At 72.7% G+C, this 23,915-nt stretch carries 20 protein-coding genes; 10 read left to right on the top strand and 10 right to left on the bottom strand.

The features are described 5' to 3' along the window. The first annotated feature begins 11 nt into the window (after window positions 1-11). Entirely contained in the window at window positions 12-380 is a 369-nt protein-coding gene (locus tag AB3M82_RS03245) for a twin-arginine translocase TatA/TatE family subunit (RefSeq protein ID WP_412955549.1), read from the top strand. Window positions 381-392: 12 nt separating this feature from the next. Here the strand turns inward: AB3M82_RS03245 and AB3M82_RS03240 are convergent, their stop codons facing one another. Genes AB3M82_RS03240 through AB3M82_RS03225 form a run of 4 tightly spaced genes read right to left on the bottom strand, consistent with a single transcriptional unit; the run spans window position 393 to window position 3,908 of the window. Next, window positions 393-896 carry a YcxB family protein gene (locus tag AB3M82_RS03240; RefSeq protein WP_412955548.1) on the bottom strand — a complete coding sequence of 168 codons (504 nt, stop codon included), beginning with the start codon at window positions 894-896 and terminating at the stop codon, window positions 393-395. Window positions 897-946: 50 nt separating this feature from the next. Then, on the bottom strand, window positions 947-2,068 hold the full coding sequence (locus AB3M82_RS03235; RefSeq protein WP_412955547.1) for an Mrp/NBP35 family ATP-binding protein: 1,122 nt from the start codon (window positions 2,066-2,068) through the stop codon (window positions 947-949). Further along, window positions 2,065-2,640 carry a DUF1003 domain-containing protein gene (locus AB3M82_RS03230; protein ID WP_412955546.1) on the bottom strand — a complete coding sequence of 192 codons (576 nt, stop codon included), beginning with the start codon at window positions 2,638-2,640 and terminating at the stop codon, window positions 2,065-2,067. The genes AB3M82_RS03235 and AB3M82_RS03230 overlap by 4 nt, the downstream gene beginning before the upstream one ends. Beyond that, window positions 2,640-3,908, bottom strand: coding sequence for a magnesium transporter (locus AB3M82_RS03225; protein ID WP_412955545.1), 1,269 nt, complete (start codon window positions 3,906-3,908; stop codon window positions 2,640-2,642). The genes AB3M82_RS03230 and AB3M82_RS03225 overlap by 1 nt, the downstream gene beginning before the upstream one ends. Before the next feature lie 84 nt (window positions 3,909-3,992). Here AB3M82_RS03225 and AB3M82_RS03220 point away from each other — a divergent pair, with 84 nt between their 5' ends. Both AB3M82_RS03220 and AB3M82_RS03215 read left to right on the top strand, forming a co-directional pair. After that, the gene (locus AB3M82_RS03220; RefSeq protein WP_412955544.1) at window positions 3,993-4,706 is read left to right on the top strand and encodes a YflT domain-containing protein; all 714 of its coding nucleotides are present in this window, start codon (window positions 3,993-3,995) and stop codon (window positions 4,704-4,706) included. After that, window positions 4,706-5,374 carry an alpha/beta hydrolase family protein gene (locus AB3M82_RS03215; protein ID WP_412955543.1) on the top strand — a complete coding sequence of 223 codons (669 nt, stop codon included), beginning with the start codon at window positions 4,706-4,708 and terminating at the stop codon, window positions 5,372-5,374. Before AB3M82_RS03220 ends, AB3M82_RS03215 begins: the two co-directional genes overlap by 1 nt. A gap of 58 nt (window positions 5,375-5,432) precedes the next feature. Here AB3M82_RS03215 and AB3M82_RS03210 read toward each other — a convergent pair whose 3' ends face one another. After that, window positions 5,433-6,848 (bottom strand): aminopeptidase P family protein, encoded by a 1,416-nt coding sequence (locus tag AB3M82_RS03210; RefSeq protein WP_412955542.1) that lies wholly within the window; start codon window positions 6,846-6,848, stop codon window positions 5,433-5,435. A gap of 36 nt (window positions 6,849-6,884) precedes the next feature. After that, the gene (locus AB3M82_RS03205; protein ID WP_412955541.1) at window positions 6,885-7,907 is read right to left on the bottom strand and encodes an endonuclease/exonuclease/phosphatase family protein; all 1,023 of its coding nucleotides are present in this window, start codon (window positions 7,905-7,907) and stop codon (window positions 6,885-6,887) included. Window positions 7,908-7,996: 89 nt separating this feature from the next. Between AB3M82_RS03205 and AB3M82_RS03200 the strand changes: the two genes are divergently transcribed. Further along, window positions 7,997-8,872, top strand: a complete 876-nt coding sequence (locus AB3M82_RS03200; protein ID WP_412955540.1) for a PHP domain-containing protein — start codon at window positions 7,997-7,999, stop codon at window positions 8,870-8,872. Window positions 8,873-8,913: 41 nt separating this feature from the next. After that, entirely contained in the window at window positions 8,914-9,828 is a 915-nt protein-coding gene (locus AB3M82_RS03195; protein WP_412955539.1) for a DUF817 domain-containing protein, read from the top strand. A 47-nt stretch (window positions 9,829-9,875) separates the two neighbouring features. Here AB3M82_RS03195 and AB3M82_RS03190 read toward each other — a convergent pair whose 3' ends face one another. Beyond that, window positions 9,876-11,396: a DEAD/DEAH box helicase gene (locus tag AB3M82_RS03190; protein WP_412955538.1), complete on the bottom strand. Its 1,521-nt coding sequence runs from the start codon at window positions 11,394-11,396 to the stop codon at window positions 9,876-9,878. Window positions 11,397-11,630: 234 nt separating this feature from the next. Here AB3M82_RS03190 and AB3M82_RS03185 point away from each other — a divergent pair, with 234 nt between their 5' ends. Further along, window positions 11,631-12,344 (top strand): ferritin-like fold-containing protein, encoded by a 714-nt coding sequence (locus AB3M82_RS03185; RefSeq protein WP_412955537.1) that lies wholly within the window; start codon window positions 11,631-11,633, stop codon window positions 12,342-12,344. 54 nt (window positions 12,345-12,398) lie between these two features. On the opposite strand, the gene AB3M82_RS03180 is transcribed toward AB3M82_RS03185, so the two are convergent. Together AB3M82_RS03180 and AB3M82_RS03175 are read right to left on the bottom strand one after the other, a co-directional pair. Further along, on the bottom strand, window positions 12,399-12,686 hold the full coding sequence (locus tag AB3M82_RS03180; RefSeq protein ID WP_412955536.1) for a hypothetical protein: 288 nt from the start codon (window positions 12,684-12,686) through the stop codon (window positions 12,399-12,401). Window positions 12,687-12,690: 4 nt separating this feature from the next. Continuing rightward, entirely contained in the window at window positions 12,691-12,915 is a 225-nt protein-coding gene (locus AB3M82_RS03175) for a DUF3107 domain-containing protein (RefSeq protein WP_412955535.1), read from the bottom strand. A 175-nt stretch (window positions 12,916-13,090) separates the two neighbouring features. Between AB3M82_RS03175 and AB3M82_RS03170 the strand changes: the two genes are divergently transcribed. Then, window positions 13,091-16,312 (top strand): ATP-dependent helicase, encoded by a 3,222-nt coding sequence (locus AB3M82_RS03170; protein ID WP_412955534.1) that lies wholly within the window; start codon window positions 13,091-13,093, stop codon window positions 16,310-16,312. Further along, a complete protein-coding gene (locus AB3M82_RS03165; protein WP_412955533.1) occupies window positions 16,309-19,785 on the top strand; it encodes an ATP-dependent helicase in 3,477 nt (1,158 codons plus the stop codon). Before AB3M82_RS03170 ends, AB3M82_RS03165 begins: the two co-directional genes overlap by 4 nt. On the opposite strand, the gene AB3M82_RS03160 is transcribed toward AB3M82_RS03165, so the two are convergent. Beyond that, the gene (locus AB3M82_RS03160; RefSeq protein WP_412955532.1) at window positions 19,731-21,059 is read right to left on the bottom strand and encodes a protein kinase family protein; all 1,329 of its coding nucleotides are present in this window, start codon (window positions 21,057-21,059) and stop codon (window positions 19,731-19,733) included. The two genes, AB3M82_RS03165 and AB3M82_RS03160, sit on opposite strands and share 55 nt — an antisense overlap. Window positions 21,060-21,123: 64 nt before the next feature. Here AB3M82_RS03160 and nudC point away from each other — a divergent pair, with 64 nt between their 5' ends. Both nudC and AB3M82_RS03150 read left to right on the top strand, forming a co-directional pair. Next, window positions 21,124-22,005, top strand: coding sequence for an NAD(+) diphosphatase (gene nudC / locus AB3M82_RS03155; RefSeq protein WP_412955531.1), 882 nt, complete (start codon window positions 21,124-21,126; stop codon window positions 22,003-22,005). Next, entirely contained in the window at window positions 22,002-23,729 is a 1,728-nt protein-coding gene (locus tag AB3M82_RS03150; protein WP_412955530.1) for an ATP-dependent helicase, read from the top strand. Before nudC ends, AB3M82_RS03150 begins: the two co-directional genes overlap by 4 nt. Window positions 23,730-23,915: the final 186 nt, after the last annotated feature.

Here is a 23,915-nt window from a genome sequence, read left to right as displayed (position 1 = left end):
AGCCTGGAGACATGCAGTTCGGCCTGACCTTCGAGAAGCTGTTGCTGATCGGTCTCATCGCGGTGCTCATCGTGGGCCCCGAGCGGCTGCCGCGCATGGCCGAGGGTTTCGCCCGCGTCGTCCGACGGGCGGGGGAGTACCTCCGCGACACCCGCTCCCGGGTGCGGGAGGAGATGGGTCCCGAGATCGACGACGTCGACTGGCGCAAGCTCGATCCCCGTCAGTACGACCCGCGCCGGATCATCCGGGACGCCCTGCTCGAAGACCCGAAGCCGGTGTCCCCGGCCGCGGCATCCGCGATCGCCGAGCCCGCGCCGCGCCGTGCCCCGGCGGAGTTCAGCGCCGCGAACCTGCCGCCGTTCGACGCCGAGGCGACCTGACCCGATCCCGCGTCAGCGCGCGATGCGCTCGCGGAGCACGACGAGGTCGGCGTCGGTGAAGAGCGCCCGCGGCAGGGCGGTGAGCACCGCCTCGTCGCGGATCTTCAGCACCACGGCGTCCCTGCCCGCCCGCAGCGACTGGAACGTCCGGTAGTCGATGCTCGAACGGCGCTCACCGCTGCGGATCCGGAGACCGTCGTCCTGCAGGGCGATCGCGACCGTCGTCCCGGGGGGCATGCTGGCCCGGACCGCGCGCCGAGTGGTGGCGTTCGTCATGATCACGGCGAAGAGCAGCACTCCGACGATCGCCGGGGGCAGCCAGGCGGCCGATCCCACGGCCTCCGGTCCGGCGGCGGTGCGCGTCGAGAGGTTCAGGATGCTGAGCACCAGGGCTCCGAGCAGGGCGCCCCACATCACGATGGCCGTCGGGCGGGTGAGCGAGACGAAGGCCGCATCCCGTGCCATCCCGCGCAGCAGCGGGTCGTCGACGGTCACGGTGCGCGGCGCGGACGGCATCCGCCCATTCTCCCACGTCGCCCGGAACGGGAGGACCGACCGGCGAGCGGTCAGCTCAGCGACACGGGCAGGGAGCGGCCCGCGAGGTTCCTCCCCCGGCGGGCGAGCGTCCGAGCGAGCCCGCGGACCGCGGCCGCCGCGGCATCCGTCTGCGCCGAGAGCACGACCGGCGCCCCGGCGTCCCCTCCCGCGCGCAGAGCGGGACTGAGCGGGATCGAGGCGAGGAGCGGCACGCTCGACTCGGCGGTGGAGAGCGCCTCGGCGACCGCCGCTCCTCCGCCGGAGCCGAAGAGCTCGAGGACGGTGCCGTCCGGCAGTGTGAGGGCGGCCATGTTCTCGACGACCCCGATCACGCGCTGGCCGGTCTGGCGAGCGACGAGGCCGCTGCGGATCGCGACTTCGGAGGCGGCGGCCTGGGGCGTGGTGACGACGAGGACCTCGGCGTGGGGCAGCAGCTGCCCGATGGAGATGGCGATGTCTCCCGTGCCCGGCGGCATGTCGATCAGGAGCACGTCGAGGTCGCCGAAGTGCACGTCCGTGAGGAACTGCGAGACCGTGCGGTGCAGCATCGGCCCTCGCCAGGCGACCGCGCCCTCGCCCTCCCGCAGGAACATGCCGATCGAGATGGTCTTCACGCCGTGCGCGACGGGAGGCAACATGAGGTCGTCGATGCGCGTGGGCTGGGTCCCGACCGGGATGCCGAGGAGGCCCGGGATCGAGAACCCGTGCACATCCGCGTCGACGAGGCCCACCGCAAGGTCCAGGTCCGCCAGCGCCACCGCGAGGTTCGCCGTGACGGTCGACTTGCCCACCCCGCCCTTGCCGCTGGAGACGAGGATCACGCGGGTCAGGGACTCCGGCCCGAACGGCATCTGCCGAGGCGCGCGTCCGTCGCGCAGCCGGTCGGTGAGCGCGCGGCGCTCCTCGGGGGTCATGACGCCGACCTCGACCGCGACGTCGGCGATGCCGGGCACGGATGCCGCGGCACCGCGCACCTCGGACTCGATGCGGCTCGCGGCGGGACATCCGACGATCGTCAGGACGATGCCGACCTGGGCGCGATCGCCGTCGACCGATACCTCGCGGACCATGTCGAGCTCGCCGATCGGTCGCCGCAGCTCCGGATCCATGACGGCGGCCACGGCGCGGCGGACGTCCTCCGCGGAGCTCATGGTCGAGGCCGCGGGGCGCGGGTGGCGATCGGACCCGTACGGGGAGCGGCGGGGGCCGACGGGGCCTCGGCGTCCGCCGCGGGGGTGTCGGCGTCGCCGAGCTCGGCGAGCAGCGCCTTGAGCTCCTGACGCAGCACGTCGCGGGTGACGGTGTGCGAGTTGCGCTCCTCGAGGGCCATCCGCAGGGCGACGATCTCCCGTGCCAGGTACTCCGTGTCGGCGAGGTTGCGCTCGGCGCGCTGGCGGTCCTGCTCGATCTGAACCCGGTCGCGGTCGTCCTGTCGGTTCTGGGCGAGCAGGATCAGCGGCGCCGCGTACGACGCCTGCAGCGAGAGCATCAGCGTCAGCGCCGTGAACCCGAGGGCGGCGTCGTCGAAGCGCAGGTGGTCCGGCATGAGCGTGTTCCACCCGATCCACAAGATGCAGAACAGGCTGAGGAGCAGCAGGAACGCCGGGGTTCCCATGGCACGCGCGACCCATTCGGTGAAGCGGCCGAACCGGTCGCGGGAGGTGGGCTTCGTGCGCGTGGTGCCACGGCCCAGCGGGGCGTCGAGGCGAGGGGAGCGAGCCATCAGCGCACCTCCGGGGTGGTGTCGGACACCTCTTCGATGTCATGGGTGCGCCAGTCGTCCGGCAGCAGGTAGTCGAGAACGTCGTCGACGCTGATCGCGCCGACCAGGCGGTGCGCCGCGTCGACGACGGGGAGCGAGACCAGGTCGTAGCTCGCCAGGAGGCGGGCGACCTCGGCGGCGGAGGCCGTGACGGGCACCGGCTCGAGGCTGTCGTCGACGATCGCGCCGAGCCGCTCGTGCGGCGGATAGCGCAGCATCCGCTGGAAGTGCACGACCCCGAGCAGTCGACCCGTCGGGGTCTCGAAGGGCGGCAGCGTGACGAACACGGCCGCGGCGAGGGCCGGGTGCAGCTCGTGGCGACGGATCAGGGCGAGCGCCTCGGCGACGGTCGCGTCGGCCGAGAGGATGATCGGCTCGGGAGTCATGAGGCCACCGGCCGTGTCGGGGCCGTAGCGCAGAAGCATGCGGACGTCCTCCGCCTCCTCCGGCTCCATCAGCTCGAGGAGCTGCTCCAGGCGGTTCGGGGGGAGCTGCGCCAGCAGGTCCGCGGCGTCGTCCGGCTCCATCTGGTCGAGGATGTCGGCGGCGCGCTCGTCGCCGAGCCGGTCGAGGATGTGCACCTGCTCGTCTTCGGGCATCTCCTCGAGCGCGTCGGCGAGGCGGTCGTCGGAGAGCTCCTCGGCGACCTCGATCATGCGCTGCTGAGGGAGATCGAGCAGCGTGTTCGCGAGGTCGGCGGCATGCAGCTCCGAGTACGACGCGACGAGCTGCTCGGCGGACTGCGACTCTCCCGGCGCACGCTCCTCGTCGACCTCGTTCCAGGCGGCGAAGGTCGTGGAGCCCTTCGCGAACGGCGAGGCGCTCGTCTTGGGACGACGCAGGAAGAGCTGGCTGACCGCCCACTCGCCGAGCCGGTTGGGCTCGATCGCGACGTCCTCGAGCACGGCCGTGCCGCTGCCGTCCTTGAAGCTCATGCGGCGTCCGAGCAGCTCCGCGAGCACGCGCACCTCGCCGGGGCGCGGTGAGAAGCGGCGCACGTTGATGAGGCCGGTGCTGATGACCTGGCCGGAGCGGATCGACGTGACGCGTCCGATGGACAGGAACACCTGACGGCGGCCGGGGATCTCGACCACGAGGCCGATCACGCGGGGTGCCGCGGTACTTCGGTACACGATGACGACGTCCCGGACCTTGCCGAGCCGGTCGCCCACGGGGTCGAAGACGGCGCACCCGGCCAGGCGCGCGGCGAATACCCGTTGTGTGCTCACCCACCCAGCGTAGTCCGCGGCAGGTCGGCGGTACCGCGACGACGCTCCCGCCACGTCCAGTGATCGACATGGGAGAATGGCCGGATGAGCATGCTCAATCGTCCCGTGAACGGTACCGACACCGGCGAGGTCGTGGCTTCGCTGCGCGACTACGAGGCGGCGCAGAAGGCGGTGTCGAAACTGATCGCGGGGGAGGTCCCCGCCCGCGACATCGCGATCGTCGGCCAGAGCATCCGCACGGTCGAGCGCGTCACGGGCAGGCTCGGCTACGCGACCGCCGCCCGTTCGGGCGCCATCAACGGCGTGCTGATCGGACTCTTCCTCTCGGCGATCCTCGTGATCGGCAACCCCGAGGTGCCGATCCAGCTGTTCGTGGGCTTCGTCCTGATCGGCGTCGCGATCGGCATGATCCTCAGCCTCCTCACCTTCGCCATCGTCCGCCGCCGTCGCGACTTCGCGAGCGTCACGCAGTTCACGGCCGATCACTACGAGGTCACGGTGCTGCCCTCGTCGCTGGCCAAGGCCCGTCAGGTGCTGGGGAGCGACCGCCCCGCGCCCGTGCGCCCGCCGGTGAACCTCGACGAGCCGCCCCGCTACGGCGAACGGATCACACCGGGCGGCACGGCGCCGGGGCAGCCCCCGGTCCCGCCGACGGAACCGGTCATCCCGCCGCGCCCGGCCGACCCGGTCGCTCCGGAGGACGATGCGCCGGCCGCAGCCCCGGACGGTGCACCCGCGCCCCCGGCCGACGCGGACGGGTCCGCTCCTCCCGCGCCGGGCAGGGCCGAGCCCGCCTGATGGAGGAGCGCGAGCGCTTCACCTTCGACGTCGAGCTCCCGAACGCGACGACGACGGTGTCGGCCGAGCGGACGGGAGGGCGCGGCGCTGCGACCGTCCTGGTCGCGCACGGCGCCGGCGCAGGCATGGACCACCCGTTCCTGACGGGCTTCGCCGAGGCGCTGACCGCGGCAGGCCTGTCGACCCTCCGATTCAACTTCCCCTACGTCGAGCAGGGACGGCGGATGCCCGGCCCCACCGCTCACGCGGTCGCCACCTGGCGTGCGGCCGTCGCCCTCTTGCGCCGGGAGGATCCGGCGGCACCGGTCTGGGCCGTCGGGAAGTCCTACGGCGGGAGGATGGCGTCCCTGGCGGTCGCCGAGGGGCTCGAGGTGGCGGGCCTCGCCTACCTGGGGTATCCGCTGCACCCGCCGGGCCAGCCCGAGAAACTGCGGGCAGAGCACCTGCCGGCGATCGCCGTGCCCCAGCTGTTCGTGGAAGGCACGAACGACCCGTTCGTCCAGCCGCTCGGCCAGTTCCACGACGTCGTCGCGACCTGTCAGGACGCGACGGTGGCCTGGATCGACGGGGGCGGCCACAGCTTCGAGGTCGCGGGGCACAAGCGCCCGGCATCCGAGGTGGGCGCGTCGGTGGCTCCCCTCGTGATCGATTTCGTCTCCGCACGCTGAGACGCCCCCGCCCGCCGTGCGGGAGAGGGCGTCTCGTCGTTTCTCGCAGCCGGAGCGCTCAGCCCTGCACGCGGGCCATCCAGGCCTCGACCTCGTCCGCGGTGCGAGGGATGCCGGCCGACAGGTTCACCGGGCCGTCCTCGGTCATCAGGATGTCGTCCTCGATGCGCACGCCGATGCCGCGGAGCTCGGCGGGGACCGTCAGGTCGTCGATCTGGAAGTACAGGCCGGGCTCGATCGTGAACACCATGCCCGGGGCGAGGATGCCGTCGTAGTACATCTCGCGGCGCGCCTGCGCGCAGTCGTGCACGTCGATGCCCAGGTGGTGGGAGGTGCCGTGCACCATGTAGCGGCGGTGCTGGCCCCCGGCATCCGCGTCGAGCGCCTTCTCGGCCGTCACGGGGAGAAGGCCCCACTCGGCTGTGCGGGCGGCGATGACGGTCATGGCTGCGGCGTGGATGTCGCGGAAGCGCACCCCCACGCGGGCCGCGGCGAACGCGGCGTCCGCCGCCTCGCGCACCGTCTCGTAGACGCGGCGCTGCACCTCGGTGAAGGTTCCCGAGACGGGGAGGGTGCGCGTGATGTCCGCCGTGTACAGGCTGTCGGCCTCGACGCCGGCGTCGACGAGGATGAGGTCGCCCGGCACCACCGTGCCGTCGTTGCGGGTCCAGTGCAGATAGCAGGCGTGCGGGCCGGAGGCGGCGATGGTGTCGTAGCCCTCCCCGTTGCCGTCCTCGCGGGCGCGACGGTGGAAGACTCCCTCGACCACGCGCTCGCCTCGGGCGTGCGCCACAGCGGCGGGCAGCTCGCGGATGATGTCGTCGAAGCCGTTCGCCGTGATCTCCACCGCCCGCCGCATCTCGGCGATCTCGAACTCGTCCTTGATGAGGCGCAGCTCCGACACGACGCGCGTCAGGGTCTCGTCCTCGTCGAGCACGAGCTCGCCGTCGACCGGGGAGAAGCCGGCCAGGTGCGCGGTCGCGATATCGAGATCGGCGGCGACCCCCGCGAGCGAGGGCCGGGGCCCGATCCAGAACTCGCCCACCGTCGCGTCGGCGTAGAACTCGGTGGTGGTGCGGTCGGCGCGCTCGCGGAAGTACAGCGTCACGTCGTGGCCGTCGTCCGTCGGATCGAAGACGAGGACCGAGTCCGGCTCGGAGTCGGACGCCCAGCCGGTGAGGTGCGCGAACGCCGAGTGGGCGCGGAAGACGTAGTCGGTGTCGTTGCTGCGCTGCTTCAGCGAACCGGCGGGGATCACCAGGCGCTTGCCCGGGAAGGCGGCCGAGAGGGCCGCACGCCGCACGGCCGCGAACGGCGCCTGGGCGCGTGCCGCCGGAAGGGTCTCGGGACGCTCGGCCCAGCCGGTCGAGATCGTGTCGAGGAAGCCCTGGGGGAACGGCTGCCTGCGGTTCGTGTTGCTGTTCTCGGCCTGCGCCTCGGGCTCGGCGACGGTGTCGCGTTCTGCGGTGCTCATCTTCCCAGTCTCTCACCTGGGCGCACGAGCGCCCCGTCAGCCGGCGGGCTCGAGCTGCACGACGATCGCGCGGTGGTCGCTGCCGCCGGCATCCTCCAGCACGACCGAGCCGGAGGGCGTCCAGTTCGGCGATGCCATCACGTGGTCGATCGGCGCACCGGCGAGGATCGGGTACTCGCTCGGCCAGGTGCCGCTCAGCCCGTTCCCGGTGCGGGAGGCGACGTCGCGGCAGTGACCCATGTCGCCCCCGCCCACCCCGAGCGGCGCCATGTGGTCGATCGTCGCGTTGAAGTCGCCGGCGAGGATGAAGTCACCCTCGGGGCACTGGTCGGCGATCCACTGCAGGTCGCTCTTCCACTGCTCCATCTCCTCCATGCGCGGCGCGACCGCGTGAACGGCGACGACAGTGGGTCCCGAGCCGTCGATGGGCATCAGCACGACACTCGGCACCGAACCGGTGTTGCTCGAGCCGTCCTCGGAGGACTCGATCACGGAGTACTCGCCGAGCTCGGGGGAGACGAGCACGGTGGTCTGCCAGGACTGCGGGCCGTCCGGGATGTCGGGACGGAACTGCACGTGGTGCACCCACATCGGGTGCCCCTGCTCGCGCAGCATGATCGCGATGCGCTCGCCCACCGCCTCGGTGGTCTCGGGAAGCGCGACGATGTCGGCGCCCTGGTCGAGGATCTGCTGGGCGATCTGCTCGGCGGGCACCGCCTCGCCGGCGGTGTTCCAGGTGAGCACGCGGAGGCTGGAGTCGGTCTTCTCCGGCAGGGCGTCGGCGCCGAAGCCCCGGGTCGCACCGATGACGCCGGTCGCCCCGGCGCCCAGCAGCGCGACCACCAGCACCGAGGCGGCGAACCCGCGCAGGGGCCGGGCGAGCAGGAGCAGCAGGGCGACGACGGCCAGCGCCAGGAAGGCGGTCAGGACGAGGCCGCGCACGGCGACGATCTGAGCGAACGGGTACGTCTGCTCCAGCCGGAAGAACTGCGGCCACACCACGACGGCCGTGGCCGCCGCGAGCAGCACGGTGAACAGGATCCCGAGGAGTCGAAACATCGGCAACAGCCTAGGAGCGCCGCCTGTGAAGTGCCTGCCGCAGCCCGCCCCGCGCGTCTCCCGGGCGCGTCGCTCGGTACGCTCGGAGGATGGCCGCCTCCGCACCCCGCCGCTTCGTCGGTCCCGCCGACCTGCACCTGCACTCGAACCAGTCCGACGGCACGGAGTCGCCGGCCGAGGTCGTACGGCAGGCGGCGGCGCACGGGCTGCGCACCGTCGCGCTCACCGACCACGACCGGACCACCGGGTGGGACGAGGCGGCCGAGGCGGCGGCGTCCCTCGGCCTGACCTTCCTCCCCGGCATGGAGCTCTCGGCGAAGCACGAGTGGCGGAGCGTCCACGTGCTCGGCTACCTGTTCGATCCGTCCGACTCCGCCCTCCGCGCCGAGACGGAACGCATCCGCGGCGACCGCATCGGACGGGCGGAGCGCATCGTCCGCAACATCGGCCGGGACTACGACCTGGTGTGGGAGGACGTGGTCGCTCAGACCGCTCCGGATGCCACCGTCGGACGCCCGCACATCGCCGACGCGCTCGTCGCCCGCGGGATCGTGCGGGATCGGACCGAGGCCTTCGACGGCATCCTGCACCCCCGCGAGGGATACTACGAGCCGCACTACGCGCCCGACCCGCTCACCGCGGTGCGCCTGATCACGGATGCCGGGGGAGTGGCGATCATCGCGCACCCCGTCACCGCCGGTCGTGACCGCATGATGCCCGTACCCTTCCTCGAGAGGCTGGTCGATGCCGGTCTGGGCGGCTTCGAGATCGACCATCGCGAGAACACCGCCGCGGGCAAGCGGATGCTGAGGGACTTCGCCGCCCGGCACGACCTCATCGTCACCGGCTCGAGCGACTACCACGGCGCCGGAAAGCCCAACCGTCCGGGTGAGAACACCACCTCCGACGAGATGGTCGAGCGGCTGATCGCCCGCGCGACCGGCACGGCGCCGCGCTACCCCTGAACTCCCGGCTCCCGTCCGACGGACGTTGATACGGTCGGCGGATGCAACGCGCCACAGCCCTCGAGCGCCGCATCGACGCGGTCGCCCACCGTCTGCTCCATGGCGCCCCCGCGCGCGGGTTCCGCGCGGCGCTGATCGAGTTCGCCGTGTTCGTGCTCAAGCAGGCGTGGGCGTGCGTGTTCGGCGCGGCCCTGCTGCTCGCCATCGTCGCGGCCCGCCTCTGGTACCCCGACGACGCGGTGATCGCCCGCAACGACGCCCTCACCCTCGCGGCCGTCGCCATCCAGATCGCGATGCTCGCGTTCCGCCTCGAGAGCGGTCGGGAGCTCTGGGTCATCGTCCTGTTCCACTTGACCGGCACCGTGATGGAGCTGTTCAAGACGGACGTCGGCTCGTGGACCTACGCGGGCGACGGCATCCTGCGCATCGGCGGCGTGCCCCTGTTCAGCGGATTCATGTACGCCGCGGTGGGCTCGTACATGGTCCGCGTGTACCGCGTCTTCGACCTCGGGTTCACGCGCTATCCGCGGCGCTGGGTCACGGCGATCGTGGCCGCCGCCATCTACGTCAACTTCTTCCTGCACCACTTCTGGTGGGACGCCCGGTGGGTGCTGCTGCTCGCGGTGGTGCTGCTCTGGATGCCGACGGTGATGCACGCCCGGGTCTGGCGCCGCACGCTCAAGCTGCCCCTGCTGCTGGCGTTCGCGGGCGTCGCCGTCTTCATCTACTTCGCCGAGAACATCGGCACACTCGCCGGCGCCTGGGCGTATCCCGACCAGGCCGACGGCTGGCAGCTCGTCTCGCCCGGCAAGCTCGTGTCGTGGTTCCTGCTGATGATCATCTCGGTCGTGCTGGTCACCTGGGTGTACCCGCCGCGCGAGCCGACGCGCCTCCTCGCCGAGCCGGCTGCCGGAGCCGGGGAGCGGGTCGCCGGCGGAGGACGCGGACCGGTATGACGGAAGGGGGCGGATGCCGCAGCATCCGCCCCCTTCCGAACGAGGTGTCAGGCTCCGGCGACCGGTGCGGCGCCCGTGCCCGATCCGCCGCGACGGCGACGGCGGCGACGTGCCGGAGCGGACTTGCCGTCGTGGTGCTCCTTGCCTGCGCCGTCGTGCGTGCCGGCGCCTTCCGCCGCGCGGTCCGCCGCGGGTGCGCTGTCGGCCTCGCCGGACGACGCGGGGACCGCGCCCTCGGCGAACGTGGAACCGACCTCCGACGAGCCGCCGCGACGACGGCGGCGACGGCGCGTGCCGCCCTCCGCGGTGCCCTCGGCCGCCGCATCCGCCGCGCGCTCGGGCCGCGGGGTGCGCGGAGCCTTCTTCGCCTCGGCCTTCGGGGCGGTGGTGAGACGGCCCTTCGTGCCCTCGGGGATGTCGAGGTCGGTGTAGAGGTGGGGGCTCGACGAGTAGGTCTCGACCGGCTCGGGCTGACCGAACTCGAGGGCGCGGTTGATGAGGGCCCACTTGTGCAGGTCCTCCCAGTCGACGAACGTGACCGCGATGCCGGTCTTGCCCGCGCGGCCCGTGCGGCCCGCGCGGTGGAGGTACGTCTTGTCCTCGTCCGGGATCGTGTGGTTGATGACGTGCGTGACGTCGTCGACGTCGATGCCGCGGGCCGCGACGTCGGTCGCGACCAGCACGTCCTTCTTGCCGGCCTTGAAGGCGGCCATCGAGCGCTCGCGCTGGTCCTGTCCCATGTCGCCGTGCACGCCGCCGACGTTGAAGCCGCGGTCGTTCAGCTCGTCGACCAGGCGCTGCGCCGCGCGCTTCGTGCGCGTGAAGATGACGGTCTTGCCGCGCCCCTCGGCCTGCAGGATGCGCGCGATGACCTCGTCCTTGTCGAGCGAGTGCGCACGGTAGACGAGGTGCTTGATGTTCGCCTGCGTGAGGCCCTCGTCGGGGTCGTTGGCGCGGATGTGGATCGGATTCGACATGAAGCGACGGGCCAGCGCCACGATCGGGCCGGGCATCGTCGCCGAGAAGAGCTGGGTGTGGCGCACGGCCGGCACCTTCTGGAAGATCTTCTCGATGTCGGCGAGGAAGCCGAGGTCGAGCATCTTGTCGGCCTCGTCCAGCACGACCTCGGTCGCGTTCGAGAGGTCGAGCAGGCGCTGACCGGCGAGGTCGATCAGACGACCCGGCGTGCCGACGACGATCTGCGCGCCGGCCTTCAGCTGATCGATCTGGCCCTCGTAGGCCTTGCCGCCGTAGATCGCCACGACACTCGTCGCGCGGTTGCTGGTGAGCAGGTCGATGTCCTCGTACACCTGCACCGCGAGCTCGCGGGTCGGGACCACGATGAGGGCCTTCACGCCCGGCTCCGGGTTCAGGCCGAGACGCTGGACGACGGGGATGCCGAAGCCGAACGTCTTGCCGGTTCCGGTCTTCGCCTGACCGATGATGTCCTGACCAGGGAGGCCGAGGGGAATGGTCTGCTCCTGGATGGGGAACGCGTCCACGATGCCCTTGGCGGCGAGTGCATCGACGATGTCCTGATCGATTCCGAGATCAGAGAAAGTAGTCACTTTGTTCAGATTGCCTGTCCGGCGGTCGCGCTGAGACCGCCACGTAAACGATCCACGCCGTCTTCGTGCCACAGGCGCGGGGTCCCGCTCCGACGGCGGGACACCCTCCAGCCTACCCGAGCGGCGCCGTCCGGCCGGGACCGCCCTCGGCCCGCCCGGCTTCCGGGTGCGCCGTCCGTCGCCGGCGGGCCCGGGGTAAGGTGATCGTCGTGGCGAACTCGGGAGGAACACCTCGTGGTTAAGTGGTTCTGGCAGCGCGATTCGGCGCCGCGACGCACGCTCGCTCTGCGCAGCCGCGGCGATCAGGGAGACGCGACGCGTGTGGACTTCGCGGAACTGGCGCCCGAGCTCCCGCGCTTCCTCGGCCAGGCGGCCTACCTGCAGCTCGGGTACTTCGAGACGCTGACCCGGCTCATCCGGGCCACGCCCGAACTCGCCGAGAAGGAGTCGCTGTCCCGCGCCGCCGGGGCCGCCCTGACCAAGCACCGCGGCATCGTCGAGCTCATCCAGGCGGGGGGCGACGACCCGACGCAGCTCATGCTGCCGTTCCGCGAGAACCTCGACGCCTTCCGTCGCAAGACCATCGGCGCTCGCCCCCGCGAGACGCTGCTGGCGGTGTACATCACCGCGGGGATGCTGGACGACTTCTACCTCGCCCTGTCGTCGAGCTACGGCGAGATCGGCCACCGGGTCGCCGCGATCCTGCGCGAGGACGACGCCCGGCACGAGATCGTGGCCATCATCCAGGAGACGATCGAGAGCGACGAGGAGTGGCGGTCGCTTCTGTCGATGTGGGCGCGCCGCCTCGTCGGCGACACGATCCTCGTGTGCCGCTCGGCGTTGCGCCCCGAGCGCCTGGCCGTGAACGACGAGCGGATCGAGCCGGTCTACACCGAGCTCATGGGCGCCCACGCGCGTCGCATGGACGCGATGGGGCTCGCCTCCTGAGCCATCGCCGGGTCAGCCCTCGGCGGAGCAGGTCACGCGAGACGAGCACGGCGGTCAGATGCCGAGCGCGGCGACCTTCGCGGCATCCGACCGGCGGCGTGCCGCGACGAGCGTCACGGTCGCGACCACGGCGATCGCCGGCGAGCCCAGGATGCTGGCGACCCACAGCCACGGGTTGTCCTGCGCCAGCCCGGCCCACTGCAGCCCGGTGTACACCACGGCCGAGAGGGCGGTGGCGGTGGCCGGGGTGACGGCCACGCCCCGCAGGTCGCGGCCGTCGATCAGATAGTGCGCGGCGATGCCGAGGAGGCAGGCGCCGATCATCGCGAGCAGGATGTACATCGCGTCAGGCGACGAAGCCGACGCGGCGCGACTCCTCGGTGCCCAGCTCGATGTAGGCGAGGTTCGCGGTCGGGACGATGTACGAGTTGCCCTTCACATCGGCGAAGCTCAGGTGCGGCGTGCCCTGCTCCAGGGCGGCGGCGACCTGGGCGCGGACGTCGTCGGCGCTGGTGCCCGTGTCGAAGCTCAGCTCGCGGCCGGTGTTGATGATGCCGATGCGGATTTCCACGCGTGCTCCTCGGAGTGTCAGGACCGGGTTGAAAGGCGGAGGGGGCGTCCCGTCCGCGGTCTGGCTCAACTGTACCCCGGCCTCCCCGCGCGGGATCGGCGGCTGCGGCCGGTTTCGCCCTGAGCGCACGGGGCGTGCGACGGCGATGTCCGAGCGTCCCGCTAGCGTGGAGGACATGACAGAGGATGCCGCGCAGCGAGCCGTCGAAGAGGCCGCCGTGACCGCATCCGGGGTCATCATCGGCGGTCCGGGGACGGGCAAGACGCGCACGCTCACCGACCGGGTGGTCCATCTGCTCGACTCGGCCGGGCTGCGCCCGGAGGAGGTCCTCGTGCTTGCGCCGAGCCGCCAGGCCGCGACGGCGCTCCGCGACCGCATCGGCGTGCGGATCGGCCAGGCGACGCCGGGCCCGCTCGCCCGATCGCTCGGGTCCTTCGCCTTCCAGCTCGTGCGCGGCGCCATGGTGCAGGCGGGCGACGAGCCGCCGGCGCTCCTGACGGGCGCCGACCAGGACCGCATCATCGCCGAGCTGCTCGCGGGCGACGCGGAGGACGACCTGATCGAGTGGCCCGAGCGGCTCAGCCCCTCCGTGCGGGCCTCGAAGGGGTTCCGTTCCGAGTTGCGCGCCCTGATCGCGCAGTGCACCGAGCTCGGCGCGTCGCCGGACGAGCTGCGGGCCTCGGGAGACGAGGTCTGGCGTGCCGCCGCCGACTTCCTCGTGGAGTACCGCTCGGTGCTCGATGCGCTGCGAGCGGCGCATCGGGACGCCGCCGATCTGCTGAGCGAGGCCAGCGAGATCCTCCGGTCCGCGGAGCCGGCGACGCTCGGGCCGCTCGCCGCGCTGCGAGTGGTCCTCATCGACGACGCGCAGGAGCTCACGCGCGGGGGAGTGGCGGTGGTGCGCGCCCTGCGGGAGCGCGGGATCGCGGTGCTCGCGTTCGGCGACCCCGACATCTCGTCCGGCGCCTTCCGCGGGGCCAGCCCCGAGCTGTTCGCGCAGCTCGCCGGCGCGCTGGGCGAGGTGCACGTGCTCGACGGCGCGCACCGGCAGCACCGGGAGCTCACCCGACTCACGCGAACCGTGACGCAGGCGATCGGAGCAGCGGGACGCGTGGAACATCGGCGGGCGCCGGTGGGCGATGCGGACGACGACGGCGGCGGAGTGGTCACGACGTTCCTGGCGCCCTCCCCGCACGAGGAGTACGACCGCATCGCGGGGGTCATGCGGGACTGGCACCTGGCCGGCGGCATCGCCTGGGATCGGATGGCCGTGATCGCGCACGACACGCGGCAGGTCACGATGCTCGAGACGGAGCTCGCGGCGCGCGAGATCCCCACCCGGGCCGCGGGCGTCCAGCGCCCGCTCGGCAGCGAGGGCGTCGTCCGCGACATCGTGGGCATCGTCCGCCTCGCGCTCACCCCGGTCGACGACCGGACCCCGGCCGATCTGGAGGAGGCGCTGCGGACGCCGTTCGGCGGCATGGACGCGATCGGCCTGCGCCGTCTGCGGTCCCGGCTGAGGCACCTCGAGCTGGAGCAGGGCGGCGCGACGCCGGCCCGAGAGCTGCTGCGGCGTGCGATGGCGACTCCGGCTCAGCTGACGCTCATCGATGCGCCCGAGTCCCGGACGGCCGCGCGCTTCGCCGACACCCTGGCAGAGGTTTCCGCGGCTGCCGCGGCGGGAGAGACCGCCCACGACCTGCTGTGGCGGATCTGGGACCGGGCGCGCGCGGTCGACGGGCGCCGGCTGCAGGTCGCCTGGCGGGAGATCTCGCTCCAGCCCGCGGGGGCCGAGACGGCGCGATCCCTCGACGCGCTGGTCTCGCTCTTCGACGCGGCGAAGCGCTTCGTGGAGCGCACCCCGAACGAGAGGCCCGAGGCCTTCGTGCGCGACATCCTCGACAGCGAGGTGCCCGAGGACTCGCTCTCGACCCCCGATCGGCCCGGCCGGGTCACGCTGCTCACCCCGGCGACCGCGCTGGGCACCGAGTTCGACGCCGTCGTCGTCGCCGGGCTCCAGGACGGGATCTGGCCCAACCTCCGGCTCCGTGGAGGCCTGCTGCAGACGTGGCGACTCGCCGACACCGTGACCGCGCGGCGCACCGGCGCGCGCATCGAGGCGCCGGGCATCGTCGATCGTCGCCGTGCGGCGCTCCACGACGAGCTCCGGCTCTTCGTCCGCGCCATCTCCCGTGCCCGGACGCGCCTGCTCGTGACGGCCGTCGACGACGACGACCTCAGCCCGAGCCCGTTCTTCGCGTTCCTGCCGCAGCCCGACGCTCCCGAGAACCATGCCTCGGCCGAGCATCCGCTGACGCTGCGCGGTCTGGTCGCGCGGCACCGGCGAGTCCTGACCACCTCGGGGTCGGCGGCCGCTCGACGGGAGGCAGCGGGGCAGCTGGCGGTTCTCGCCCGCGAGCACGTGCCGGGCGCCGATCCGACCGAGTGGTACGGCATCCTGCCGCCCAGCACCGATGCACCGCTGCGCGACCTCGTGTCGGAGGGGGCGAGAGTTTCGCCCTCCACGATGGAGTCGTACGAGGAGTGCGGTCTCAACTGGGCGGTGGCGGCGCTCGGCGGCGACGCGGTGATGCCGCCGACCGCCGGGATCGGCACCATCATTCACGAGGCGATGGAGAAGGCGCCCGACGGCGACCTCGAGCGCATGCGCGCGGTGGTGGAGGAGCACTGGCCGGAGCTCGACTTCGAGACCGAGTGGATCGGACGCAAGGAGCGGCGACGGGCGGACCTGTTCGTGGACAGGCTGCACTCGTACCTCGGCGAGGTCCGCCGAGACGGGGGCCGCGTGCTCGGGAGCGAGACGCGTTTCGACTTCGCGGTCGCGCTCCCCGACGACGAGCGGCCGCCGACCGTGCATCCGATCGGCAGCAAGGGCATCGGCGCACGGGCCGTCGTCAGCGGGTACATCGATCGCGTCGAGGCGTACCCGGTGCCCGGGGGCGAGCATGCGCACGCCCGGGGCCGGGGGTGGGTGGAGATGGCGACGGGCGCGGAGGGCGGCGAACGGGCGATCGTCGTCGACCTGAAGACCGGCAAGAACGATCCGGAGTCGGACTCGGGCGTGGTCGAGCACGCGCAGCTGGCGGCCTATCAGGTGGCCGTGCAGGAGGGGCTCATCGAGGGCGCGGCGGCGCACGCGCTCGCCGGCGCCCGTCTGGTGATCGTCTCGAAGACCCTCGCCAAGAGCGACTACCGGGTCGCCCACCAGCACCCGCTGGACGACGCGGCGCGCACGGCGTTCCTCCGACGGGTCGCGGATGCCGCTCGCGGGATGGCGGCCTCGAGCTTCACGGCGCAGGTCGAGTCGCACTGCGCCGACACCCAGCGTCGGGTCTACCCGTGCCGCATCCACACGGTGCCGGCGGTGAGTGCGTGACCGGTTGGCAGGGCACGTTCGGGATCCGTGCCACCGATGTCGCCGCCGCGCTCGGGCAGCCCTCGCCGACACCCGCTCAGCAGCAGGTGATCGAGGCCCCGCCCGAGCCGGCGCTGGTCGTCGCCGGCGCCGGCAGCGGCAAGACCGAGACGATGTCGGGACGGGTGGTCTGGCTCGTCGCGAACGGGCACGTCCGCCCCGACGAGATCCTCGGGCTGACTTTCACGCGCAAGGCGGCGGGAGAGCTCGCCGAGCGGATCGGGCATCGCCTGGCCGTGATCGACGAGTACGGTCGCCGCGGCCTGCTCCCGCATCTCGCCGAGATCGTGCGCTCCGGCGCGCTGCGTCGGGTGGACGAAGCGGTCGAGGGACGTCAACGGGAACTCGTGCGCTCGCACGTGCTGGACGAGCTCGCCGACGCGTACGCGACGGGATGGGACCGGGCGACCCCGCGCGCGGCCGAGGACCTCATGATCCGGCCGCGCGTCTCGACCTACAACGCGTTCGCCGACGGCATCGTCCGCGAGCATGCCGCCCGTATCGGACGCGACGGCGACGTGGCCATGCTGAGCCAGGCGGCGTCGTGGATGCTCGCGCGAGAGGTCGTGCTCCGGGCGGACCTGCCCGAGCTCGAGGGCATCGACTACGCCCTCGGCACGGTCATCGACGCCGTGCAGCGGCTTGCCGGCGACGTGCTGGACCACCGGGTGGACCTCGCGCGGGCCGAGGCGATCGCCCGCGACACGGCGGCGTCGTTCGAGCCGTTCCGCGGCAACGCCGACGTCGACAAGGCCGCCGTGAACCTCACGAGCCTTCCCACGCTCGCCCGGCTCGTCGAGGATTACGCCTCCGAGAAGCAGCGCCGCGGCGTGCTGGACTTCGCCGATCAGGTCGGCGGCGCCTACGACATCGTCGAGTCGTCGCCCGACGTCCGCGCCGAGCTCCGCGAGCAGCATCGGGTGGTCCTGCTCGACGAGTACCAGGACACCTCGGTCATCCAGACGCGATTCCTCGCGGAATTGTTCCGCGACTCGGCGGTCATGGCCGTCGGCGACCCCCATCAGTCCATCTACGGCTGGCGCGGCGCGAGCGCCGACAACCTGTACGCGTTCGCGGGGGCCTTCGCCCGGTCGACGCCCGGGCGCACGTACAGCCTGATGACGAGCTGGCGCAACGATCGGGGCATCCTCGACATCGCGAACCGCGTACTCGAGCCGTTGCAGCGCCCCGGCCTGGACGTCCCGCCGCTCGACCCGCGCCCCGGCGCCGGCGAGGGCACCGTCGACGTGCGGTTCCCGTTCACCGTGGACGACGAGGCGGCAGAGGTCGCGCGCTGGTTCGTCGAGCGCCGCGCCGCCCACGACGCGGATGCGGCGGGTCGTCCGCACACCGGGGCGATCCTGTTCCGCTCGAAGCGGCACATGCAGACGTTCGCCGCTGCTCTCGCGGCCGAGGGGGTCCCGCACCGCATCCTGGGTCTGGGCGGTCTGCTCGCGACGCCCGAGGTCGTCGACGTGGTCTCCACCCTGCGCGTCGTGCACGATCCGAACGCCGGCTCTGCGCTCATCCGCCTGCTCACCGGCCCGCGGTTCGGTGTGGGCGTCGCCGACATGGCGGCGCTGCACGACCTCGGGCGAAAGCTCGCCGAGCGCGACACGGGCATGATGCCGCTCCCTGAGGAGGTGCGGGTGCGCTTGCGGTCCTCGCGCGGCGCCGACGAGGCGGTGTCGATCATCGACGCGGTCGACGTGGTGCGCGCGGTCCGCGACGACTACCGGATGCTCGAGCACATCTCTCCCGAGGGACGCTCCCGCATCCGCGCGGCCGGCGAGATGCTCGAGCGCCTGCGCCGAGCGTCCTCGCAGCCGATCCCCGAGCTGCTCCGGCTGATCGAGCTCGAGCTGCGCCTCGACATCGAGCTCGCCGCGAACGAGACCCGCGGTCCGGCGCGCGTGGCGTCGACGCAGCTCCGGGCGTTCTCGGACGAGGTCCGCGCGTTCCTCGCGGCGGACGAGCGCGGATCGATCGGGAGCCTCCTGGCGTGGCTCGACAAGGCCGAAAGCACCGACGAGCTGATGCCGCGCCCGGAGCCCCCGGAACCGGGCGTCGTGCAGCTGCTGACCATCCACGGCTCGAAGGGTCTTGAGTGGGACGCGGTGGCGGTCGTCCGCCTCGTGGTCGACGAGCTGCCCAGCCGCGTGTCGGACACTTCGGGCTGGTTCGGCTTCGGCGTCGTGCCGTTCGCCCTGCGCGGCGATCGCGACGCCCTGCCGCGCTTCGAGTGGGACCCCGTGGCGGCCGCCGGCGACGAGGCCGATCCCCGCAAGAGGTCGGCGCTGGCGCAGTCCTCTCTCTCGGGCGGCATCACGAAGGCCCACCCTCGCGGCGGCGCGCTCCGCCGATTCAAAGACGCCTACCGCGCCTACCAGCAGCAGGAGGAACGTCGGCTCGCCTACGTGGCGATCACCCGCGCGCGGACCCACCTCCTCCTCAGCGGCGCCCACTGGGCGGGCCAGAAGGCGCCCCGGACCCCGAGTCCGTTCCTGCTCGACGCCCTCGTCGTGCTCGGGCTCGACCCGATCGAGCCGGTCGACCCGGACGAGAACCCCTACGACGGCCCCGGGGCCACCCTTTGGTGGCCGCTCGATCCGCTAGGCGCCCGCCGCGGTCCCGTCGAGGCAGCGGCCGCAGCGGTGCGCCAGGCCGCCGAGCGGGCCGAGGAGCCCGTACCCACCGAGGAGCTCGCACGTCTGCTGGCCGAGCGAGCCGCGCGACTGCGGGGCGTCGACGCGCAGGCTCCGACCCGCGTCCCCGCGTCACGCTTCAAGGACTACGTCACAGATTTCCAGGGAACCCTCTCCTCGGTGATCCGACCGATGCCCGAGCGTCCCTACCGGCAGACGCGGCTCGGCACCCTGTTCCATGCCTGGGTCGAGCAGCGGTCGTCGCTCGTGGGCACGGGAACCCGGGTCGACGAGGCCCTCTGGGAGACGGACGCCGACGACGAGTCGACGGACGACGCCGGATCCCTCGCGGGGGAGAGCGCGGACCGGCTCGAGCTCGAGGCGCTGCAGGCCACGTTCGAACGCAGCGAGTGGGGCGCGTTGCGTCCGCTGGCGGTCGAGATGGAGATCGACTTCGCCCTGGGCGCCGGACTCGAGGGCGTCGGAGATGCCGCGCACATCGTCATCTGCAAGCTCGACGCCGTGTACCGGCGGGACGACCGCGGGGGGCGGATCGAGATCGTCGACTGGAAGACGGGCAAGCCTCCGCGCACCGAGGCGGAGAAGGAGGAGCGGATGCTGCAGCTCGCGCTGTACCGCCTCGCCTACCACCGCCGCTTCGGCGTTCCGCTCGACGAGATCGACGTGGCCCTGTACTACGTGGCGGACGACCGCATCATCCGCGGCGACCGGGTCTACTCGGAGGCGGAGCTCTTCCAGCGCTGGAGCGCGGCTCGCGCAGCGCGCTGAGCCTCCTCGTCGTCGCCGTCCGCGTCCTCCCGTGACGCGCCAGCTGCTGCAGCCGGCGACGCTGCGTCCCGCGAGGAGGACCGGTCGGCGGCATCGGGGGAGAACAGGTCGGCCACGCCCGAGAGGTCCTCGGTCTCGACGTTCACCATCTCGGCGCGACGTGCAGCCGCGGCATCCGCGTCGTCTCCGCGGTCGGCGGTGTCCTGCTGCTCGGCCGCCCACAGCTCGTCCGGGCTGTACGCGTCGGTCTGCATCGAGGTGTCTCCGCCGGCCGACTGCCCCGCAGGCACGCGGTCGAGGGCGTCCAGCGCGGAATCCACTCCCGCACTCCGATCGGCGACCACGGCGAGATCCTCGTGGCGCAGCCCTTCGGCCAGTGCCTCCAGGAGCGCGGCGGCGTCGTCGACGATGTCGGGGCGGCGCAGCGCGTCGCCGTGCACCAGCCACCGGGCGAACTCCAGCTCGGCGAGGAGCCGGGCCCGCACCTCCAGGGCCTGATCGGGGGCGCGGTCGAGGGCGCGGGTGTAGGAGGCCTGGACATCGGCGGCGGCATCCGGTGCGGCAGACAGCCAGGAGAGGTCGATGGCGGGATCGCCGATGGCGAGGCCGTGCCATCCGATGAGGCCGACCACGTGCGGACCCCGCTCGTCGTCGTCGTCGAAGAGGAACGACGTCGCCTGCACGCCGTTCAGCGTGATGGTCGACTCGAACCGCCACAGGTCGTCGTCGGCGACGGCCTCCCGCCACCGCACGGTCAGGCGGGCGGGCACCCGGCCGGTCGCGGCGGCGTCGTCGACGAGGCGACCGATGTCGGCGCGCGCCTCCTCGGCCGAGCGCGAGGGCAGCCCCGCCCCGCGGACGACGGAGGTGGGGAGCCCGTGGACGGCGGCGATGGCCGCGCCCATCGATTCCGCGGCGCCGCGCCCGGCGGGCACGTGCGCCGCTTCGATCTGGAAGCCGGGAAGGAGCTCGGTCACGAGAGCGGGGGCGTCGCCGACGCGCGTCTCGCCGACGTACTCGGGCGCGCGGAACGGGAGCATCGCCCGGGCACCGGCCGTCAGCGCGCGCAGGGCGAGCGCCTCGGCGGCCAGTTCGCGGGCGGCATCGTCATCGTCCGCGACCCGGATCGCGAGCTCGCGGCCGTCGGCGAGAGACGCGACGGCGGAGTCGAAGCGGGCATCACCGTCCGCGCTGAGCGCACGGGCCCCCGTGACCTCCGCACCGGGCAGTGCCGCTGTCACCGCCGCGGCTAGAGTGAAAGGTGAGCGTGCCATGCCCCCAGGTTAGGTCGGCGCGAGGGCGGTCCCGCCTCCGCCACGCCCGTGAGAGAGGGAGTCGATGACCAGGAACCGTCCATCCCTCGACCGCGCGGCCGAGCTCCGTGACGAACCGGACGTCATCGATCGTCTGCGCCAGGAGCCCGGAACGCGCGTCGTGGTGGTGCGTGAGGGACGCGTGCGGGTCTCCGACCTGCGACTCGTGCGCACGGACCCGGCCGAGCCGATCGACGCCGCCTGGGCGCTGCTGGGCCGGGAGCAGGACGGCACGCCCCTCCTGGTCGCCGCCGTTCCGCGCGAGGAGGAGCCGGTGGATGCCGCGCCCGAGGAGACCTGGCTCGGGCTGCGCGACCTCGGCGCGAGCCTCGACGCCGCGGAGGCCGACCTGCTGGTGACGGCGCTCGCCGTGGCGGGATGGCTGCGCGACGCGGCCTTCTGCCCGACCTGCGGCGGGGGGACGGAGCTGCGGCAGGCGGGGTGGTCCCGGCGCTGCCTCGCGTGCGGACGCGACCACTTCCCCCGCACCGACCCCGCCGTCATCGTCGCGGTCGAGAGCCGCGACGGCGAGCGTCTGCTGCTCGGGGCGAACGCCAACTGGGGTGGACGCATGTACTCCTGCTTCGCCGGCTTCGTCGAGGCGGGGGAGCCGCTGGAGTCGACCGTGCAGCGGGAGATCCTGGAGGAGGCCGGGGTCGCCCTGTCCGCCGTCCACTACGTCTCCTCCCAGGCCTGGCCGTTCCCGCGATCCCTCATGATCGGTTTCCGGGCGGTGGTCGACGAGGAGTCGGCCGCGCGTCCGGACGGCGAGGAGATCATCGACGTGCGGTGGTTCACCCGCGCCCAGATCGCGTCCGCGTTGGCCGGCGACGGCCCCGTCGGACTCCCCGGTCCGGCGTCGATCGCACGCGCGCTGATCTCCCGCTGGTGCGAGGGCGACGCGTGAGCGCACTCGACGCCCTCGACGAAAGACAGCGTCAGGCGGCCTCCGTGCTGCGCGGACCCGTCGCCGTGCTGGCCGGAGCGGGGACGGGCAAGACGCGGGTCATCACGCACCGCATCGCGCACGGGGTCGACACCGGGGCCTACTCGCCCTCGCGCGTCATGGCGGTGACGTTCACCGCCAAGGCCGCGGGTGAACTGCGCGGACGCCTGCGCGCCCTCGGCGTGGAGGGCGTCGCCGCTCGGACCTTCCACGCCGCGGCGCTGGCGCAGCTGAACTTCTTCTGGCCCACGCTCGCGGGCGCACCCGCCCCGTCGATCATCGACAACAAGGTCCGGATGCTCGGGCAGGCAGCCGATGCGCTGCGCCTTCGCCCCAGCACGGCCACGCTGCGCGACATCGCCTCGGAGATCGAGTGGCGGAAGGTGTCGATGCTGTCGATCGAGCAGCACGCGGCGCTCGGGCGGTCGGTCACGGGCATCGACGCGACCCAGCTGGTCGAGTTGCAGCGCGGATACGAGGCGCTGAAGGACGAGCGGCACCAGCTGGACTTCGAGGACGTGCTGCTCGCCTGCGCCGGGATGCTGGAGGCGGAGCCGCGCGTCGTCGCCTCGGTGCACGAGCAGTACCGCCACTTCACCGTCGACGAGTTCCAGGACGTCTCGCCGCTGCAGAACCGCCTGCTCGAGCTGTGGCTCGGCGACCGGCGGGACATCTGCGTGGTGGGCGACGCCAGCCAGACGATCTACTCGTTCGCAGGGGCGGAGCAGCGGTTCCTGCTCGAGTTCGAGCGTCGGCATCCGGACGCCACCGTGGTGCGCCTCGAGACCAACTACCGCTCGCAGGCGCCGATCCTCGCTGCCGCGAACGCCCTGATGAAGGGGCGTCCCGGCGCGCTCGAGCTCACGCCGGCGCGCGAGCAGTTCGCGACGGAGGTTCCCACGGTCACCGCCTACGACAGCGAGCGGGACGAGGCGGAGGGCATCGCCTCGGCGATCGCAGCGCAGATCGGCGACGGCGTCTCTCCGGCCGACATCGCGGTGCTCTACCGCGCCCACGCGCAGTCCGCCGCGATCCAGCAGGCGCTGGCCGCGGCCGGGATCGCGACGACGGTGCTGGGCGGTACGCGCTTCTTCTCGATGCCGGAGGTGCGACAGGCCATCCTCGCGCTCCGCGCGGCGGCCGTCGCCCCCACCGAGCACGGCTTCCTTCCCGCGGTCCAGCGGGTGCTCCGGGAACTGGGTCTGACGGACGAGCCCCCGGCAGCCGGCGGCGCGCAGCGGGACGGCTGGGAGGCGCGGCGCGCGATCCTGCGCCTGGCGGAGGAGGCGGGGCCGGCGGCGACCCTGCGCTCGTTCAGCGACGCGCTGATGGCGCGGGCGAAGGACCAGCACGAGCCCGCCATGCGAACGGTCACGTTGTCCACGCTGCACGCGGCCAAGGGCCTGGAGTGGCTGCACGTGCACCTGGCCGGATGGGCCGAGGGGGCGCTGCCCATCTCGTACGCGACCGGCTTCGACGCGATCGACGAGGAGCGGCGCCTCGCCTACGTCGGAGTCACGCGAGCCGCGCGAACGCTGTCCCTGTCGTGGTCCCGATCGGCGGGGCGAGGGGAGCGGGCGCCCTCGCGGTTCCTGGCGGAGATCGGAACGACGTCTCGCGGCACCGGCATCCTGCGTGAAACCCCACCGCGCGCCGCTCGCGCGAGCCGTCCGCGCGAAGCGTGATCTCGGCGGGGTGCCCGGTCTCCTTCTCCGAGAGCATCCGAGCGACGACGGCGCCCGCCGAGGCGATGAGCGCCGCCGGCACCGGTCCCGGGTCGCGGCCGATGAGCTGCGCGTGCAGGCGCGGCCAGGCGGGGTCGGCCTCCCGCGCCAGGCCGTCGCGGCACGAGAGGCACGGCGACTCGCCCG

This window comes from Microbacterium californiense (assembly GCF_047246625.1).
Taxonomy (GTDB): Bacteria; Actinomycetota; Actinomycetes; order Actinomycetales; family Microbacteriaceae; genus Microbacterium.
The sequence above is the reverse complement of the archived record's forward strand: the minus strand, read 5'-3'. Positions and strand labels throughout refer to the sequence as shown.

Coding starts and splice junctions, on each gene's coding strand:
- AB3M82_RS03180 (WP_412955536.1), bottom strand. CDS start 12,686: ATGTACATCCTGCTCGCGATGATCGGCGCCTGCCTCCTCGGCATCGCC.
- AB3M82_RS03170 (WP_412955534.1), top strand. CDS start 13,091: ATGACAGAGGATGCCGCGCAGCGAGCCGTCGAAGAGGCCGCCGTGACC.
- AB3M82_RS03240 (WP_412955548.1), bottom strand. CDS start 896: ATGCCGTCCGCGCCGCGCACCGTGACCGTCGACGACCCGCTGCTGCGC.
- AB3M82_RS03220 (WP_412955544.1), top strand. CDS start 3,993: ATGAGCATGCTCAATCGTCCCGTGAACGGTACCGACACCGGCGAGGTC.
- AB3M82_RS03210 (WP_412955542.1), bottom strand. CDS start 6,848: ATGAGCACCGCAGAACGCGACACCGTCGCCGAGCCCGAGGCGCAGGCC.
- AB3M82_RS03160 (WP_412955532.1), bottom strand. CDS start 21,059: ATGGCACGCTCACCTTTCACTCTAGCCGCGGCGGTGACAGCGGCACTG.
- AB3M82_RS03215 (WP_412955543.1), top strand. CDS start 4,706: ATGGAGGAGCGCGAGCGCTTCACCTTCGACGTCGAGCTCCCGAACGCG.
- AB3M82_RS03195 (WP_412955539.1), top strand. CDS start 8,914: ATGCAACGCGCCACAGCCCTCGAGCGCCGCATCGACGCGGTCGCCCAC.
- AB3M82_RS03205 (WP_412955541.1), bottom strand. CDS start 7,907: ATGTTTCGACTCCTCGGGATCCTGTTCACCGTGCTGCTCGCGGCGGCC.
- AB3M82_RS03200 (WP_412955540.1), top strand. CDS start 7,997: ATGGCCGCCTCCGCACCCCGCCGCTTCGTCGGTCCCGCCGACCTGCAC.
- nudC (WP_412955531.1), top strand. CDS start 21,124: ATGACCAGGAACCGTCCATCCCTCGACCGCGCGGCCGAGCTCCGTGAC.
- AB3M82_RS03235 (WP_412955547.1), bottom strand. CDS start 2,068: ATGAGCTCCGCGGAGGACGTCCGCCGCGCCGTGGCCGCCGTCATGGAT.
- AB3M82_RS03230 (WP_412955546.1), bottom strand. CDS start 2,640: ATGGCTCGCTCCCCTCGCCTCGACGCCCCGCTGGGCCGTGGCACCACG.
- AB3M82_RS03245 (WP_412955549.1), top strand. CDS start 12: ATGCAGTTCGGCCTGACCTTCGAGAAGCTGTTGCTGATCGGTCTCATC.